At 72.0% G+C, this 16,642-nt stretch carries 16 protein-coding genes; 9 read left to right on the plus strand and 7 right to left on the minus strand.

All coding sequences use genetic code 11. The features are described 5' to 3' along the window. The first annotated feature begins 9 nt into the window (after window positions 1-9). From FVP77_RS14655 to FVP77_RS14665, 3 genes are all read left to right on the plus strand, one after another. Complete coding sequence (locus FVP77_RS14655) at window positions 10-972, plus strand: glycoside hydrolase family protein (protein WP_147895297.1); 963 nt, start codon at window positions 10-12, stop codon at window positions 970-972. Continuing rightward, window positions 969-2,126 carry a serine hydrolase domain-containing protein gene (locus tag FVP77_RS14660; RefSeq protein WP_147895298.1) on the plus strand — a complete coding sequence of 386 codons (1,158 nt, stop codon included), beginning with the start codon at window positions 969-971 and terminating at the stop codon, window positions 2,124-2,126. Before FVP77_RS14655 ends, FVP77_RS14660 begins: the two co-directional genes overlap by 4 nt. A gap of 117 nt (window positions 2,127-2,243) precedes the next feature. Then, window positions 2,244-3,233, plus strand: coding sequence for an NADP-dependent oxidoreductase (locus FVP77_RS14665; RefSeq protein WP_147895299.1), 990 nt, complete (start codon window positions 2,244-2,246; stop codon window positions 3,231-3,233). A gap of 109 nt (window positions 3,234-3,342) precedes the next feature. Here FVP77_RS14665 and FVP77_RS14670 read toward each other — a convergent pair whose 3' ends face one another. The 6 genes from FVP77_RS14670 to FVP77_RS14695 are packed head-to-tail and all read right to left on the minus strand — an operon-like array spanning window position 3,343 to window position 10,342. Then, complete coding sequence (locus tag FVP77_RS14670) at window positions 3,343-4,767, minus strand: alkaline phosphatase family protein (protein WP_147895300.1); 1,425 nt, start codon at window positions 4,765-4,767, stop codon at window positions 3,343-3,345. Further along, window positions 4,764-5,924, minus strand: a complete 1,161-nt coding sequence (gene eboE, locus FVP77_RS14675) for a metabolite traffic protein EboE (protein WP_147895301.1) — start codon at window positions 5,922-5,924, stop codon at window positions 4,764-4,766. The genes FVP77_RS14670 and eboE overlap by 4 nt, the downstream gene beginning before the upstream one ends. Before the next feature lie 2 nt (window positions 5,925-5,926). Further along, window positions 5,927-6,811 (minus strand): TatD family hydrolase, encoded by an 885-nt coding sequence (locus FVP77_RS14680; protein WP_147895302.1) that lies wholly within the window; start codon window positions 6,809-6,811, stop codon window positions 5,927-5,929. Window positions 6,812-6,840: 29 nt separating this feature from the next. Continuing rightward, on the minus strand, window positions 6,841-8,274 hold the full coding sequence (locus FVP77_RS14685) for an EboA domain-containing protein (RefSeq protein WP_147895303.1): 1,434 nt from the start codon (window positions 8,272-8,274) through the stop codon (window positions 6,841-6,843). Next, window positions 8,271-9,134, minus strand: coding sequence for an SCO3242 family prenyltransferase (locus tag FVP77_RS14690; RefSeq protein ID WP_147895304.1), 864 nt, complete (start codon window positions 9,132-9,134; stop codon window positions 8,271-8,273). Before FVP77_RS14690 ends, FVP77_RS14685 begins: the two co-directional genes overlap by 4 nt. After that, window positions 9,131-10,342 carry an inositol-3-phosphate synthase gene (locus FVP77_RS14695; protein WP_187266960.1) on the minus strand — a complete coding sequence of 404 codons (1,212 nt, stop codon included), beginning with the start codon at window positions 10,340-10,342 and terminating at the stop codon, window positions 9,131-9,133. Before FVP77_RS14695 ends, FVP77_RS14690 begins: the two co-directional genes overlap by 4 nt. A 324-nt stretch (window positions 10,343-10,666) precedes the next feature. Here FVP77_RS14695 and FVP77_RS14700 point away from each other — a divergent pair, with 324 nt between their 5' ends. Further along, window positions 10,667-10,972: a DUF3253 domain-containing protein gene (locus FVP77_RS14700; RefSeq protein WP_147895305.1), complete on the plus strand. Its 306-nt coding sequence runs from the start codon at window positions 10,667-10,669 to the stop codon at window positions 10,970-10,972. Here the strand turns inward: FVP77_RS14700 and FVP77_RS14705 are convergent. After that, window positions 10,969-11,478 (minus strand): MarR family winged helix-turn-helix transcriptional regulator, encoded by a 510-nt coding sequence (locus tag FVP77_RS14705; RefSeq protein ID WP_147895306.1) that lies wholly within the window; start codon window positions 11,476-11,478, stop codon window positions 10,969-10,971. The genes FVP77_RS14700 and FVP77_RS14705 overlap by 4 nt on opposite strands. A 56-nt stretch (window positions 11,479-11,534) precedes the next feature. Between FVP77_RS14705 and FVP77_RS14710 the strand changes: the two genes are divergently transcribed. Genes FVP77_RS14710 through FVP77_RS14730 form a run of 5 tightly spaced genes read left to right on the plus strand, consistent with a single transcriptional unit; the run spans window position 11,535 to window position 16,576 of the window. After that, window positions 11,535-12,005: a MaoC family dehydratase gene (locus tag FVP77_RS14710; protein ID WP_147895307.1), complete on the plus strand. Its 471-nt coding sequence runs from the start codon at window positions 11,535-11,537 to the stop codon at window positions 12,003-12,005. Next, window positions 12,002-12,913, plus strand: a complete 912-nt coding sequence (locus FVP77_RS14715) for an SDR family NAD(P)-dependent oxidoreductase (protein ID WP_147895308.1) — start codon at window positions 12,002-12,004, stop codon at window positions 12,911-12,913. The genes FVP77_RS14710 and FVP77_RS14715 overlap by 4 nt, the downstream gene beginning before the upstream one ends. A 2-nt stretch (window positions 12,914-12,915) precedes the next feature. Continuing rightward, entirely contained in the window at window positions 12,916-14,517 is a 1,602-nt protein-coding gene (locus FVP77_RS14720) for an AMP-binding protein (RefSeq protein ID WP_147895309.1), read from the plus strand. Continuing rightward, on the plus strand, window positions 14,514-15,398 hold the full coding sequence (locus FVP77_RS14725) for an amidohydrolase family protein (RefSeq protein WP_147895310.1): 885 nt from the start codon (window positions 14,514-14,516) through the stop codon (window positions 15,396-15,398). Before FVP77_RS14720 ends, FVP77_RS14725 begins: the two co-directional genes overlap by 4 nt. Then, window positions 15,395-16,576, plus strand: coding sequence for an acyl-CoA dehydrogenase family protein (locus FVP77_RS14730; protein WP_147895311.1), 1,182 nt, complete (start codon window positions 15,395-15,397; stop codon window positions 16,574-16,576). Before FVP77_RS14725 ends, FVP77_RS14730 begins: the two co-directional genes overlap by 4 nt. Window positions 16,577-16,642 lie beyond the last annotated feature (66 nt).

Below are 16,642 nucleotides of genomic sequence, written 5' to 3' on the forward strand. Positions count from 1 at the left end.
GACAGCCGCATGACCTTCTCCCGACCGGACTCGTGGGTCTGGGACTTCTGGATCGCCCGCGACGGCGAGACGTTCCACCTCTTCTACCTGCACGCCCCGCGATCGCTCGGCGACCCCGACCTGCGGCACCGCAACGCCCGCATCGGGCACGCGGTCTCCGCCGACCTGCGCGCATGGGACGACCTCGGCGTCGTGCTCGGCCCGGGGCCCGACGGGTCGATCGACGCGTCGGCGGTGTGGACCGGATGCGTCGTCCGCGACGATGCGCGCTGGCTGATGTTCTACACGGGGTCGAGGTTCTTCCGCGACGGCGAGATCACGAACGTCGAGACCGTGGCGATGGCCGAGTCGACCGACCTGCACGACTGGACCAAGCTGCCCTTCGCGTTGGGCGCCGACCCCGAGCGCTACGAGGTGCTCGCCGACGGCACCTGGCACGAGGAGGCGTGGCGCGACCCGTGGGTCTTCCGCGTCGGGGATGAGTGGCACATGCTGCTCACCGCGAGGGCGCGCGGCGCGGCCGACGACCGCGACCGCGGGGTCGTCGCGCGTGCACGGTCGAGCGATCTCGTCGAGTGGACGGTCGAGGCGCGCGTCTCGGCCCCGGGCTCGGGCTTCGCGCACCTCGAGGTGCCGCAGGTGGTCTCGGGCGACGGCGTGGAGGCGGTCGTCTTCTCGTGCGACAGCGCCCACCTCGCCGGCGATCGTGCCGGTCAGCAGGGCGGCATCTGGGTGGCACGACGCGACCCCGAGACGGGGTGGATCGACGCGGGCGAGGCCCGCCTGCTCGTGGACGAGAGCCTCTACGCCGGACGCATTGTGCGCGACACCGACGGAGCCCTGTCGCTGATGGGGTTCGAGAACGTGGTCGACGGAGCGTTCGAGGGCCGCATCGGCGACCCGCTCAGGCTCGACGCGGACGACGACGGACTGCTGGTGCTCGCCAGCGACCGGGAAGGGGCACGCGCATGATCGCCATCGACGGCCGGGCAGACGCCCGGTTCGACCGCGTGGTCGACGCCTTCGGCTCGGCTTTCGACGGGCGCCCCGACATGGGCGCCGCCCTCGCCGTGCGCGTCGACGGGCAGCCCGTGGTCGACGTCTGGGCGGGCGTGGCGGATGCTGCGACCGGAGCGCCCTGGCGCGAGGACACCGTCAGCGTGGTCTTCTCCTGCACCAAGGGGCTGATGTCGATCCTCGCCGCGCGCGCCGTCGAGCGCGGCGACCTGCGATACGCCGACCCCGTGGTGGGGCTCTGGCCCGAATTCGGCGTCGGCGGAAAACAGGGCACCACCGTGGCCGACCTGCTCGCCCACCGCGCGGGCCTGTCGGCGCCGCGCGTCGACCTCTCGGAGGACGACATCGTGGACTGGGCGCGCGTGACCGAGGTGCTCGCCGGTCAGGAACCGCTGTGGACGCCGGGTGACGAGTACGGGTACCACGCGATCACCCACGGCTGGCTCATCGGCGAGGTGCTGCGTCGACGCACCGGCCGCTCGGTGGGCGACCTCTTCCGCGACGAGGTCGCGGGCCCGCTCGGTGCCGACGCGTGGATCGGGCTGCCCGCCGCCGTGGAGCCGCGGGTGGCGCCGATGCGCATCGGCGCGACCCTCGCCGCCGCGACGGAGGAGATGCTCCGGCCCGAGGGCGGGCGGTCGTGGCCCGCGCGTGCGATGACCCTCGGCGGGGCGCTCCCCGCAGCCCTCGTCGGGGACGGCATCGGCTTCAACTCGCCGCGCGTGCGGGCGGCCGAGATCCCCGGCGCCGGCGGCGTCGCGTCGGCGCGGGCGCTGGCGGCGATCTGGTCGGCGACCGTGACCCCGACCGACGGGGTGCGCCTGCTCGGCGACGAGGTGCGGGAGGCGGCCACCGTGCCGGTGAGCGCCGGACGGCCGTTCTTCGAGGCGGCGCCCCCGTGGCCGCGGTGGGGCATGGGGTTCCAGCTCGACTCCGAGGCCCGCCGCTACCTCTCGCCCGACGGCTTCGGCCACGACGGTGCGGGCGGGCAGGTCGCGTTCGCCGACCCGGGCCGACGCATCGGCTTCTCGTTCGTGACGAACCTGATGGAGGCCGGCGACGACCGGGGAACCCGGATCGTCGCGGCGCTCGCCGACGCGCTCGCCTGACGACGACACGAGGCCTTGCATCCGCGACGCGTTCGGCTACGAATAGAGCTATGGCGACCGGGTTCCGGTTCGGCCGCCGTGCACACCGTCCGTGCGTTCGACGAAAGGTCGTCCATCGTGTCCAGGAAACCGAGCCAGACCGAGGTCTACGAGTACGACGCCCCGGGTGAGGCCGATGCGCTGACGCTGCGCACGCGGGACCTCGCCGCCCCGGGCGCCGGAGAGGTCACCGTCGAGGTCATCACGGCCGGCATCAGCCACATCGACGGCTTCCTCCGCAGCGGCCGCGAGGCATCGGAGGGCGGATGGCCGCGCCGGTCGGGCAGCGAGTTCGCCGGCGTCGTGGTCGCGCTCGGCGACGGGGTCTCGGCCTTCCGGATAGGCGACGACGTCATCGGCCACGTCTCGAGCGGTGCGCACGCGACCTACCTCAACGCGCCCGTGTCCTCACTTGTGCGCAAGCCCCGCGAGGTCACGTGGGAGGTCGCGGGCGGCCTCTACCTCGCGGGAGCGACCGCGCTCACGGTGCTCGACGAACTCCGCATCGGCGCCGACGACACCGTGGTCATCTCCGCTGCCGCCGGTGGGGTGGGAAGCATCGAGGCACAGGTCGCGAAGCACCTCGGGGCGAAGGTGATCGGAACGTGCGGAGAGCGCAACTTCGACTACCTCCGTCAGCTCGGCATCAAGCCCGTGAAGTACGGCGACGGCCTCGCCGAGCGACTCCGCCGCGCGGCGGAAGGCCGACCCATCACGGCCATGATCGACAACTTCGGCAAGGACGGGCACGAGCTGCTCCCCGGGCTCGGAATCCCCGCGGGGCGCTACCGCTCGAGCGCCGACCGACGAAACATCGAGCTCCGCCTCCTCGACGGCGACCCCGAGGCGGTCGCGAAGGGCACGGATCTGCTGCGCCGCGTCGCGGAACTCGCCCGGGTTCGGGCCTTCACCCCGTTGGTGTCGGGGTTCTACCCGCTGGCCGAGATCGCCGACGCCTACGCCGACCTCGACAAGCTGCACGCGCGAGGCAAGATCATCCTCGCGACGCACCCGGTCACGACCGCCCGCACCCCGAACGCCCGCCAGATCCACGAGGCCGCGCGCTGACCTCCGTGCCGTCCGGAGGAGATGTGCAGACGGGAGGGCGCCCGAGCGGCGATTCTCCTCCGGTGCGCGCATCTCCTCCGGTACGACCGCCGGCTGATCGGGATGCGGGTCAGACGCGCGAACTGCGCCGGGTGGGGGCGTTCACCGGCGAACCGTGGGCGGCCAGGATGAGGTCGCGCACGTCGGTCGCCGCGACTGACGTCACGCTGTCGTCGAGCAGCGCCGCATCCGAGCACAGCAGCAGCGGGGTGTCGGCCGCCGACTCCGGCAGGCGGCCGTGCGTCCCGCGTACCCACGAGGGGTCCAGCGGCACGGTGCTCATCGCGTAGCGCAACCCGAGCTTCTTCTTGACCAGGTTGAGCCCTGCCTTCGCCTTCGCGAGGCGGTCGGCGGGGTCGAAGAACAGCTCGGCGGGGTCGTAGCCGGGCTTGCGGTGGATGTCGACGCCTCGCGCGTACTCCGGGGCGAGGTCGTCGTCGAGCCAGAAGTAGTAGGTGAACCACGCACCGGGTTCGGCGACCACGACGAGTTCGCCCGAGCGCTCGTGGTCGAGTCCGTACGCGGCCTGCGCCTCGCGGTCGAGCACCTCGTCGACGCCGGGGAGCGCGCGCAGCAGGGAGGCGACCCGGGCGATGTCGCTCTCGTCGTCGACGTAGACGTGCGCGACCTGGTGGTCGGCGACGGCGAAGGCGCGCGAGGTCCACGGATCGAGCTGCTCCCGGCCGTCCTGCACGTAGACCTCGAGCAGTCCCTCGCGTCGCAGCGCGCGGTTGATGTCGACGGGCCGATTCGCGTCGGCGATGCCGTACTCCGCCAGCGCGACGACCGTGTACCCGCGGGCCTCCGCGTCGTCGAGGAGCGGCGCCAGTGCGGTGTCGAGCTCCCGCGCGGCGCGGTCGGCCTCGGGCGAGTTCGGACCGAACCGCTGCAGGTCGTAGTCGAGGTGGGGCAGGTACGACATGACCAGCTCGGGAGCGGGCGAGCCCCACCGCTCGCTCAGCATGCCGCGGGTCGCGTCGATGAGCCACTGCGACGAGGCGATGGTCGCCGTCGGTCCCCAGTACTGGAAGAGCGGGAAGTCGCCGAGGTCGCGCACGAGGGGGTCGTGCAGCGCCGCCGGGCGCACGTAGGCGTCGGGGCTCTTGCGCCCGTCGGCGTGGTAGATCGGGCGCGGGGTCACGGTCACGTCGGTCGTCGCACCCATCGCGTACCACCAGCCCAGGTTGGCCGCGCGATAGTCGGAGTCGCGGCGCCGCGCGGTCTCCCACAGCTTCTCGCCGGCGACGAGCTTGTTGTGCTGACGCCACAGCAGCGGGTCGCCGAGTCCGCGGAAGTACCATCCGTTGCCGACGATGCCGTGGTCGCGCGGCATCGTCCCGGTGAGGATCGTCGACTGCACGCTGCAGGTGACGGCAGGGAGGATCGTCTCGAGCTGCACGGTGCGGCCGCGGTCGCCGAGGGCGCGCAGGCGCGGCATGGCTGCGAGGGCTCGCGGGGTGAGGCCGACGATGTCGAGGAGAAGGACGTTCTTCATGGTGTGGTGACCTCTGCGGGGAGTGTGAGGGCGGGGGCGAGCTGGGTCGTCGCCCAGCGGAGCTCGGCGGCGATGCCCTCGACGAGCGAGTCGGGCTGCAGGTGGTCGGGCAGCACCGTCCAGGTGTAGGTCTCGACGTCGAGGTGCGCGTCACGACCGTGCGGGGTCTGCAGCACGGCGTCGACGGCGGCGCGCAGCACCTCGGTGGTGGCGCGCAGGGGCGGGGCGGGGGTCGCGTGCAGCGGGATGTGCACGTGCACCCGCCATGGTCGATCGGTCGGCCAGGCGGGGTCGGCGGCGAGCACCTCGGGCAGGTCGTCGGCGGCGAACTCGGGGACGGATGCGGCGGGACGCGCGCGCACCTGATGCACGTAGCGCGCCTCGGCGAAGGGGGCGAGGGCCTCCAGCGTCCCGTCGGCGGAGGGGTCGGTCACCTCGAGCGCGACCGATGCCTGCACCTTCACGATGCGCACGCCCGCCCGTTCGGCAGCCGCCACGGCGGCGGTGGGGTCGGCGAACGACACGGCGAGGTGACAGGTGTCGAGGCAGAGCCCGAGGAGTCCGTCCGCGGTGAGGTGCGGTCGCGCGCCGAGCCAGGCCACCACGTCGGCGACGTCGTCGAGGATGCAGCCGGGCTCCGGCTCGATGCCGACGCGCACGGTGCGTCCGGTGCGCCGCTCGATCTCCTGGAGACCGTCGACCAGGGCACCGAGGGCGGCCTCGGCGGCGGCGTCGGCGTCGGCATCCCATCCCACCCGCCACCCGAGCGGCAGGGTCGAGATGCTCCCCGACGCCCCCTCGGGCAGCAGCGCGGCGAGCAGGGTCGCGCAGTCGAGCGTGTACCGCAGGCGCTCGGCGCTCGTCCAGTCGGGCCGGTAGACCGCGAGCTTCACCACGTCATCGTGGAACCCGCGGTACGGGAACGCGTTGATCGTCCGCAGCGTGAGCGCGTTGCGCTCCAGCGCGGCCGACAGTCGTCCGCGCGCCGACGCGTCGGCGGCGAGGACGGCAGCGGTGTCGGCCGGGATCCAGAGCCCGACCCCGAGGGCGTCGAGGCCCGCCGCGGCCCGGACGGGGCCGGCGTGCACGTCGAGCTGCTCGATGATGCCGTCGAGGTCTTCGGCCGGGTGCACGTTGGTGCAGTACGACAGCTCCACGCTCAGGCCTCGCGGCGCGACGCGACGCCGCGGAGCACCGAGTTGCCCTCGAAGGTGTCGGGTCCCTGGCGCTCCGGCTCGAAGCCGGGCACGGGGTCGAGGATGAGTCGGCCGCTCTGGCCGTAGAAGTCGACCGGGTTCTGCCACAGCACGCGGTCGACGTCGGCGGCGGTGAACCCCGCGTCGAGCATGGCCTGACCGGTCTTGGCGGTCTTCAGCGGGTCGGAGCGCCCCCAGTCCGCCGCGGAGTTCACGATGACCCGGTCGAGACCGATGCGCTGCATGATCGCCACGACGCGCTGCTCGTCCATCTTGGTGTCGGGGTAGATGGAGAAGCCCATCCACGCCCCGCTGTCAGCGACCATGTCGACGCAGGTCTCGTTGAGGTGGTCGACCAGCAGGTGCTCGACCGGCAGCCCCGACTCGATCGCGACGTCGAGCGTGCGGCGGGTGCCGGTGACCTTGTCGCGGTGGGGGGTGTGCACGAGCGCGGGCAGCGCGTACTCGATCGCGAGGGCGAGGTGCTGCGAGAGGATGTCGTCCTCCTCCGGCGTCATGGAGTCGTAGCCCGTCTCGCCGACCGCCACCACGCCGTCCTTCAGCAGGTAGCGCGGGAGGTGCTCCATCACCTCGCGGCAGCGGGGGTCGTTCGCCTCCTTCGGGTTGAGGGCGATCGTGCAGTGGTGCCGGATGCCGAACTGCGCGGCCCGGAACCTCTCCCACCCGATCAGCGCGTCGAAGTAGTCGATGAACGACCCGACGGTGGTGCGCGGCTGCCCGAGCCAGAACGCCGGCTCGACGAGGGCGCGGACGCCGGCGTCGTACATGGCCTCGTAGTCGTCGGTGGTGCGGGAGGTCATGTGGATGTGCGGGTCGAAGATGCGCATCGGTTCGCCTTTCGGGGGAGCGGGACGGGTCAGGCGAGGACGAGGAGGGAGATGTCGTCGGGGATGCTGCGGCCGGCCGCCCGCCGCTCGTCGGCGTAGCGCGCCGCCATCTCCGACAGTTCGGCGTCGCGTCGGCGCTCCAGTCCGCTGACCACGGAGAGGGGGACGCCCATGAACACGAGCTTGAGCACGCCGTGTCGCCAGGCATGGTCGTCGAGGTGCGCGTCGGCGAAGCCGCCCATGGCGGCGGCGACCAGTCGCGGGTCGTTCGTTCGCAGTGCGTCGGCGACGAGCTCGCCGCCCAGGCGACGCCACTCGGGATCGAGCTCGGCGTCGCGCTCGACGAGCAGGTTCAGCCCTCGCAGCACGCCGCGGCGTTCGGCGTCGTCGCCCTCGCGGTAGAGGGCCGCCACGAGGTCGGCGCCCGACGAGTCGGACGAGGCGAGGGCGGCCACGAGCGCGGCGCGCGCCAGGTCGTCGACGGTGCCGCCGACGCCCTGGGTGTCGGCGGGGTCGACCGGTTCGCGCCCCACGGCGCGACCGGCCTCCGCGAACAGACGCCGTACGCGGGCGGGGTCTGCGGCGACGGTGTCGACGGCGGCCGCGGTCCAGGGGTGGGGCTCGGCGGACAAGGCGCTCATGATGGCCTCCATGCTCGTGCGGGCGAGCCGCGGGGCGTCGAAAGAATGACGGGGCAGCTCGACGGCCGCGACCCCGCGGTAGCCGATCTTCGAAAGCGTCGCGAAGGCCGCGACGAGGTCGAGCTGCCCCGTACCGAGCTCGAGATGCTCGTGTACGCCGGGCATCATGTCGTCGACCTGCACGTTGAGGAGCAGATCTCCGGCCGCCCGGAGCGCCCCGACGACGCCCTGGGGCTCGACGGCGACGCAGTGCCCCAGGTCCACGGTGATCCCCACGGTCACCGGGTCGCCCAGGGCGGTCCGCAGCCGCAGCGCATCGTCGACGGTCTCGACGAGCATGCCCGGCTCTGGTTCGATCGCGAGGCGGACGCCGGCCGCCGCGGCGAAGGGGACGAGTTCGCCGAGACGCTCGACGAGCAGCGTCCACCCGCGCTCGGCCGTGACATCGTCCGGGAGCACGCCGCTCCACAACGACACGCAGTCGGCTTCCAGGACGGCGGCGATCTCGACGGCGCGGCGGAGGAACAGCATCCGCTTCTCGGCCTCGACGTCGACGAGGGTCGGACGATGCTTCTGCCACGGGTCGAGCAGGTAGCGCGCCCCCGTCTCGACCACCACGCGCATGCTTCGACGGCGCAGGTCGTCGCGGAGGGCCACGGCCGCCTCGCGCCAGCCGTCGGCGAACGGGTCGAGGTGCGGGTGCCCGAGGGTCAGCGCGACCGCTCGATATCCGGAGCCCTCGAGGACGTCGAGGGCATCGCCGAGGGTGTGGTCGGCGAAGCCGTTCGTGCCGTACCCGATCACCCAACCGGGATCGGTCATGTCACGTCGCCCTTCGAGCGGAGTCTCGCCAGCACGCGTCCCGCCGCCTGCACCGCGAGGAGCAGCGCCGTCGGAGCGACCGCGCCGGTCCGCGCGACGAGTGCGGTCTGCAGCGGAACCATGGCGTGGATGCTGGCACGCGCAGCCGATCGCGCGTGCTCGGCGTCGGGCTGCCGCGCGGCGGCCACCTGCGACGGCAGAGCCGCTGCGAGGTAGCCGGCGCCGCCGAGGAGGGCGGCGGTCGTGTGCGGTGCGGCTCCGACGACGGAGGCCGCGGCGGCGCCCACGCTCGCGACGGCGGTGGCGCCGGCGGTGGCGGAGGTGGTGCCGTTCACCTCTCCGCGCGCGATGACGGTGAGCGAGGCTGTGTGCGCGGCGACGATGATCGCGGGGACGATCGCGCGGCGCCACCCGGGTCCGGCCGCGCCCATCATCACGTCGAGTCCGCGGCAGACGGCCATGACGACCGGGCCGAAGCGGGTCGGCTTGGCCGCGAGGTCGTAGGTCCAGATCGACGCCGCCAGTGCCAGCGAGATCCAGCCCGACGAGCGGCGGGAGGCGAAGGCCAGGCCGACGCCCGCGACCGTCAGGCCCGCCCCGACCTTGAACGCCGTGTCGCGGGCGACCCGACCCGACGGGATCGGTCGCTCGGGGCGTTCGACGGCATCGAGCTCGGCGTCGGCGTAGTCGTTGAGCGCCATGCCCGCCGCGTACAGGCAGGCCGACGAGGTCGACAGCGGCAGGGCCGAGACGCCCGTGCTGCCGCGCGCGTTCGTCGCGCCGACGAGGGTGTCGCCGATGACGGTCAGGGCCGCGGGGGCCCGCACGAGGTCGAGCAGATCGGTCAGGCGGCCGGTCATCCGGCGCTGACCTCCTCCGCCAGGCGGACGAGGACACCGGTGCGCTGCACCCACGCGACGTACGCGGCGGTCTGGTCGGCGAAGGCGTGCGTGTCGCTTCCCCACGGATCTTTGAAGAAGCATCCGAGCTCCGCGATCGCCCCCGACTGGCCGGCCGCCGACGCCAACGCGAGCACGCGGACGAGGTCGAGCACGAGGGGCGCGGCGAGCGTCGAGTCATACGCGCTCCACGTCGTCTGGAGGGTCACGCGGCTGCCGAGGAAGCCGACGGCGCTGATGTGGTCCCACGCGGTCTTGACGTCGCCGAGGTCGGGCACGTTGTCGATGTGCAGGGGTGCGACGACGTCGTCGCCGACGAGCGAGTGCAGTCCGCGGTTCTTCGACACGAGCTTCGAGCGCACGGCCTCGGGGTCAGCGAGGGTCGCGCCGTCGCCGCCGCCGAGCAGGTTCGTTCCCGCCCACGAGCGCACCTTCAGGTTGCGCGCGGTGAACATGGGAGCCAGCACGGTCCGCAGGAGGGTCTCGCCGGTCTTGCCGTCCTGGCCGGCGAAAGCGATGCCGGCCGCCTCCGCCCGAGCGCGGAGCACGGGCAGGTTGAGGCTGGTCGAGGGGGTGAAGGCGGCGAGGGCGGCGCCCGCCTGGATCGCGGCGGCGGCCGCGACCGCGCTCGCCGGCAGCACCCGCTGCGTCGGGTCGGCGAGGGCGTCGCGCAGTGCCTCTTCGGAGTGGAAAGCCGGGTGGTCGGCGGGGAGCGGCTCCGTCGACGACACGTCGACGACCACGACCGTACTGAGGCCGTGCCGGTCGCGGAAGTCGGCGATGTCGGCCGCCATGCGGTCGATGTGGTCCTGCTGGGTCGGACCCGAGAGGTCGATGAGGCGCAGGTCGTCGTCGGTGCGGTCGAGGTCGGCGCGGACGGCTTCGACGAGCGCATCGGAGAACATGCCGCCGGCAGCGAGCGAGGCGGCCTTCGCCGCGAGCGGCACCTCGTAGATGTCGTGACCGCCGACGACGATGTCGTCGAGGGCGACCAGCGGCACGTCGGCGAACTCGTCGTTCGCGGTCGTCAGGCCGGTCGGAGCCGCCGCCCCGCGGGCGAGGGCGAACAGGCCCACGGTCGCGGTGGTCGCGAGCGACCCGCGGGCTCCGATGAACCAGGCGCCGACGCGGGGCGCGATGAAATCGGGAGAAGAAGCACTGTCGGTCATCGTTGTCCTTGCTCTGTGCGCGGCGGTGCGCGGGGCGCTTCGTGGGGGACCGAGGCGCGTAAACGACCGTATGTCGACCTAATGCCTTCGGTCAAGCAGAAGTCGCGTTGATGTTTGATAAAAGGTGAGCTATGCCCCGCGCGCTTTCGTGCGAACCTCTCGCCGAATGCTCGGTGGGCTACTCGACCGCTGGCCGCGCGAGGCGGCGCTTCCTGCGGCCCTCCCGCCCTCCGCCGGGTGCGGGGGGCGAGGTGCGCGGATCAGGGTCCGGCGCGAGGCGCAAGCCCCACCGGCCGGGGTCCTGTCGGAGAGAGGATCAGGCGCATGCCCGAGGAGCCGTCGACAGCGCAGAGCGCAGCATCCGATCGTGACCTCGAAGCCGCGATCCTCGGACTGCTCGCACAGCGCGCCGCCTCCTCGACGATCTGCCCCTCCGAGGCTGCGCGGGTCGTAGGCGGTGAGCAGTGGCGTGAGCAGATGGATGCTGCGCGCGCCGCGGCGGCGCGACTCGAAGCGGCGGGCATCGTCGACGTCACCCAGGGCGGAGAGGTCGTCGATCCGGCGACCGCCCGCGGGCCGATCCGCATCCGTCGGCGGCCCACGGACGAGGGGTCGGCGGCGGACGCCTAGGAGCGTTTCGGCGGGGCGTTCGGGGTCTCGATCGCCGACTCGGCGAGGCTCCGGCGCGCCCGACGCAGGAAGCTCGCGAAGAGGGCGACCTCGTCGTCGTCGAAGTCGCCGAGCATGGCGTCCTCGATGGCGCGGACGGTCTCGGCCATCGCGTCGATCTTCTCGATGCCGGCCGGGGTGATCGACAGCAGGATCTGCCGACCGTGGTCGGGGTTGCGGTCCCGGCGGGCGAGCCCCGCGTCGACAAGGGGGGTGAGGGTCTCGGCCATCGACTGCGGGCGCACGAACGAACGGCGGGCGAGGTCGGACGACGTGAGGCCGGGAAGGCGTTTGAGCACCGTCAACGCGGTGTACTGCGCGTAGTTCAGCCCGTGCGAGGCCACCGCGTCGATGAACGGACGTCTCACGGCCATCTCGGCCTGTTTGAGCAGGTAGATGAGGCCTCTGTCGCCGGGCATGTTCTCGCGGGCGTCCTTTCCGCGGAGCGGGCCCGCGGGATTCATCATGTCACCCGGATGAGTTTCAGGTAAACTGATACAAATCGCGTTCGAAGGAGAATGAGATGACCTCACCGGATGCTGCGCGCCTGAGCGTGTCGCTGGACGACCTCCCCACCCTCGTCGGGCGGACCTTCGGTCCGTCGTCGTGGCGGGAGATCCCGCAATCGGAGGTGACCGCCTTCGCGGATCTCACGGGGGACCACAACCCCATCCACCTCGACCCCGAGATGGCGGCGACGACTCCCTTCGGCGGCACGATCGTGCACGGGTATCTCACCCTGAGTCTCGTCGTGCCCCTGATGGCCGAGGTCTTCGAGGTGACGGACATCGGCGTGGGCATCAACTACGGGCTCGACCGCCTCCGCTTCCCCTCGCCCGTGCCCGTCGGCTCGCGGGTGCGGATCGCCGGAGAGGTGACCGCGGTCGACGAGGTCGCCGGGGGTCTTCAGGTCGCGGCACGCGTGGTCTTCGAGGTCGAGGGCGGGTCGAAACCCGCCTGCGTGGCCGACATGGTGCTGAGGTACTACCGATGAGCGCGGTCGACCTCACCGGTCGGGTCGCCGTCGTCACCGGCGCCGGACGCGGCCTCGGCAACGCCTACGCCGTGGCGCTGGCCGCGGCGGGGGCCGGGGTCGTCGTCAACGACGTCGACGAGGAGTCGGCGCGGCGCACGGCCGATGAGATCACGTCGGCGGGCGGGCGAGCGGCGGTCGTCGTCGCCCCGGTGGGGCCGGCGGAGACGGCAGACCGCCTCGTCGCCGCCGCGGTGCACGAGTTCGGTCGGCTCGACGCGATGATCGCCAACGCCGGGGTCCTGCGCGACAGGGTGCTGTGGAAGACGAGCGACGCCGAGTTCGACGTCGTCGTGGAGACGCACCTGCGCGGCGCGTTCACCTGCGGGCGCGCGGCGGCGCAGCATTTCCGGGAGGCGGGCGGGGGCGGACGCATCATCCTGATCGGTTCTCCGGCCGGGCAGTTCGGCAACTTCGGCCAGACCGCCTACGCCGCCTCGAAGGCGGGCGTGGTCGCGATGGCGCGCACGTGGTCGCTCGAACTGGCACGAGCCGGAGTGACGGTGAACGCGGTGATCCCCACCGCGATGACCGCGATGACGGGAACGATGCCGATCTACGCCGACCACTACGAACGCCTCCTCGCCGGCGAGCCGTTGCCGCGCGTGATCCGACAGGAGCACGCGCTCGGAACCCCGGCCGACGTCGCACCGCTCGTCGTCTGGTTGGCGTCCGCCGCGTCGGAAGGGGTCACCGGTCAGGCCATCGGTCTGGGCGGTGATCGTCTGACCCTCTACGCGCACCCCTCCGTGCTCGCCACGCACGATTCCGACGGCGGCTGGACGGCCGAGGGGATCGACGCGTACTGGCGGTCCGAGCTCGGCGCCTCCGCTCAGCCCTCGGGCCCGACGTTCGCGCCCCTGGACTGATCGTGGAGGCGCACTACGCGGATCTGTGGCATCGGATCGCGCAGGCGGTCCCCGACCGTCCGGCCATCGTCACGGTCGGCGAAGGGTCGATGACCTACGGCGAATTCGACGATGCGGCCTCCCGGTTCGCCGCCCTCGTCGCCGAACTCGGCCTTCGTCGCGATGACAAGGTGTCGATCCTGCTGCACAACCGCCCCGAGTGGCTCGTGACCTTCGCCGGGTCGATCCGGGTCGGAATCGTCCCCGTCTCGCTCAACTTCCGCTACCGCGCCCACGAGGTCGCGAGGCTTCTCGACGACTCCGACTCGGCGGCCGTCGTCTACGCGGCCAGCCTCGCGCCGGTCGTCGCCGAGGCGGTGTCGATCCTCGGGCGGCCGATCGCCCTCCTGCAGGTGCAGGACGTGGATGCGGAGCTGCTCCCGGGCGCGATGGACTTCCGCGAGCACCTCGCCCGCGACCCGCTGGCCTACGAGGATCCGGTCGACGGCGACTTCTTCATGTACACGGGCGGCACGACCGGAGCGCCGAAGGCTGCGGTGTGGAGCGTGCGGCAGATGCTCTCGATGCAGGTGTACAACGCCTACGTCACCGCGGGACGCCCGTTGCCGCAGACCCCCGAAGACGTCGTCCGCCTCGCGACGGATCCGGCTCACGGGCGCATCATCGCTCTGGCGCTGTCGCCCTACATGCACGGCACCGCGCTGACGACCGTCATCAACGCACTGCTCCTGGGCGGCACGGTCGTCGTGCTGCCGACCGCGAAGTTCGATCCCGTGGGCGCTGTGCGTGCGATCGTCGATGAGCGCGTCACCCGGGTCGCGGTCGCGGGCGACGCGATCGCCCTGCCGCTCCTCGAGGCGGCGGAGGAGATGGGCATCACGGAGCTGCCCCTCCTGGAGTCGGTGCTGTCCTCGGGCATGAGGTTCAGCGACACCACGAAGGCACGCCTCCACGCGCTCGGTCCGGTCGTCATCACCGACATCCTCGCGTCCACCGAGGGCGGGGCGGTGGCGCTCGGCATCACGCGGTCGGTCGACGATCTCCCGGCGCGATTCCGTCTGACGCCGGGCACGGTGATCCTCGACGACGCGCTCGAGGAGGTGCAGTCCCTCCCCGGGGCGGCGGGGCGGATCGCCTTCACCGGCGGCATGCCCCGCGGCTACTACAAGGATGCGGCGAAGACCGCGGCCAACTTCGTCGAGATCCGCGGGCGCCGCCACATCATCGCGGGCGACCTGGTGCGCGTCGAGGCCGACGGGTACATCGAGCTCCTGGGGCGCGGTGCGACCGTCGTCAACTCCGGGGGAGAGAAGGTGTTCCCCGCCGAGGTCGAGGAGTCGCTGCTCGGTCATCCCGCCGTGCGCGACGCCGTCGTGTTCGGCATCCCCGACGACCGGTGGGGGGAGGTCGTCGCCGCGGCGATCGCGGTGGACGACCCGTCGTCCCTCTCCCGCTCGGAGGTGATCTCCCACGTCGGGGCCGAACTGGCAGGCTACAAGAAGCCCAAGCGGCTTCTCGTCGTGGCGGATCTCGAACGCAGCGGAAGCGGGAAGGTCGATCTGGCGAGGCTCCGGGCCCGACTTCTTCAGGAGGAGACGCAATGACCCGTTACGAGCCGGCGATCGACGTCGACGCCATCCGGGCGATCGACACCCACGTGCACGTGCAGTTCGACTCCGAGGGGCGGCGCTCGCTCCCCGACGATCTGCTCGCCGCCATGGACGCGTATTTCGGGCATGCGCCCCGGGCACTGGCGATCGACGAGCTCGCCCAGTACTACCGGGACCGCTCGATGGCGGCGGTCGTCTTCACGGTCGACGCCCGCACCGCCATGGGTGTCGTGCCGAACAGCAGCGCGGAGATCGCCGAGGGCGCCGCCCGCAACGCCGACGTGCTGATCCCGTTCGGCAGTGTCGACCCGCGGACCGGATCGGCGGCGATCGAGCTGGCTCGGGCGCTCTTCCATGACCACGGCGTCCGCGGCTTCAAGTTCCATCCGACCGTGCAGGCCTTCGACCCGTCGGACGAGCGCTACTACCCGTTATGGGAGGCGATCCAGGACCTCGGCGTGCCGGTGGTCGTCCACACGGGTCAGACCGGTGTCGGCGCGGGTCTTCCCGGCGGGTACGGGCTGAAGCTCCGCTACTCCAACCCGATGCTCATGGACGACGTCGCCGCCGACTTCCCCGCGCTCACCGTCATCCTCGCCCACCCGTCCGTGCCCTGGCAGGACGAGGCCCTCTCGATGGCGGCGCACAAGGCCAACGTGTTCATCGACCTCTCGGGCTGGTCTCCCACGTACTTCTCGCCGTCGCTCGTGCGGCAGGCCGGCAGCATCCTGCAGGACAAGATGCTGTTCGGCTCCGACTACCCGGCCCTGACGCCCGATCGGTGGCTCGACGACTTCTCGCGCCTGGAGATCAAGGACGCGGCGCGTCCGAAGATCCTCAAGCACAACGCGGTGCGGTTGCTGGGGCTGTCATGACCGCGCTCTACCCCGTCTCCGACCTCTACGGGTTCGCCGACCTTCTCACCGAGGCCGAGACCGCCAAGCTCAGGTCGCTGCGCGAACTGCTCGAGACACGGCTCGCGCCGATCCTCCCCGACTTCTGGGAGCGCGCGGCCTCGCCGGTGCACCTGCGCGAACCGCTGCGCGACCTGCGGCTCGTCGACGACCCCGCGCTGCTCGGGCCCGACGGGCGCACGCGGGAGCTGTACAACGGCTTCCGGGCGTTCGAGTTCTCGCGCACCGACATCAGCACGGGGATGCTGTTCCACGGGCAGACGGCGATGTTCCGCGAGCTCGTCCGCCAGGGTGGGAGCGACGAGCAGGTGGCCGCGTGGGACGACGCGATCGTCTCGTTCGAGATGACCGGATGCTTCGCCCTGACCGAGCCCGACCACGGCTCCGACGTGGCGGGCGGTCTCGCGACGACCGCGCGGCGCGAGGGCGACGAGTGGGTCCTCGACGGAGCCAAGCGGTGGATCGGCAACGCCGCCTACTCGGAGTTCGTCGGGGTGTTCGCGCGTGACGTCGCCGATGGTCAGGTCAAGGTCTTCCTCGCCCGCACCGACGACCCCGGCATGACGCTGACCACGATCGAGCGGAAGGCGGCCCTGCGTCTGATCACCAACTCCGACATAGCGCTCGACGGAGTGCGCGTGCCCGAGACGCATCGGCTCCAGAGGGTGTCGTCGTTCGCCGACGTCTCCGCGCTCTTCCGCACGCTCCGCCCCGACATCGCCTGGATCGCTGCGGGCGCCCAGGCGGGTGCGTACGAGGCGGCACTTCGCTACACGCTGTCGCGCGAGCAGTTCGGGCGGCCGATCGCGGGGTTCCAGCTCGTGCAGGACAAGCTCGTGCGGATGCTGGGGAACGTGACCGCATCGCTCGGCATGGCGGTGCGCCTCGCCGAGCGGCGACAGGCGGGGGTCTCGCGCGACGAGGACTCCGCCCTGGCGAAGGTGTGGCTGTCCGACCGCCTGCGCGAGACCGTGGCGTGGGCCCGCGAGGTCGTCGGCGGCAACGGGATCGTCATCGACAACGATGTGGCGCGGTTCTTCACCGACGCCGAGGCCGTCTACACCTACGAGGGAACCCGCGAGATCAACACCCTCATCGTGGGGCGGGCGGTGACGGGGTTGAGCGCCTTCACACGATGATCGCGCGACCCCTTGGCTCCGCGGAGTGTTTCAGGTAACCTGATACCCAGCCCGGCGTTCACTGGA

The sequence above is a fragment of the Microbacterium hatanonis genome, assembly GCF_008017415.1.
GTDB classification, from domain to species: domain Bacteria; phylum Actinomycetota; class Actinomycetes; order Actinomycetales; family Microbacteriaceae; genus Microbacterium; species Microbacterium hatanonis.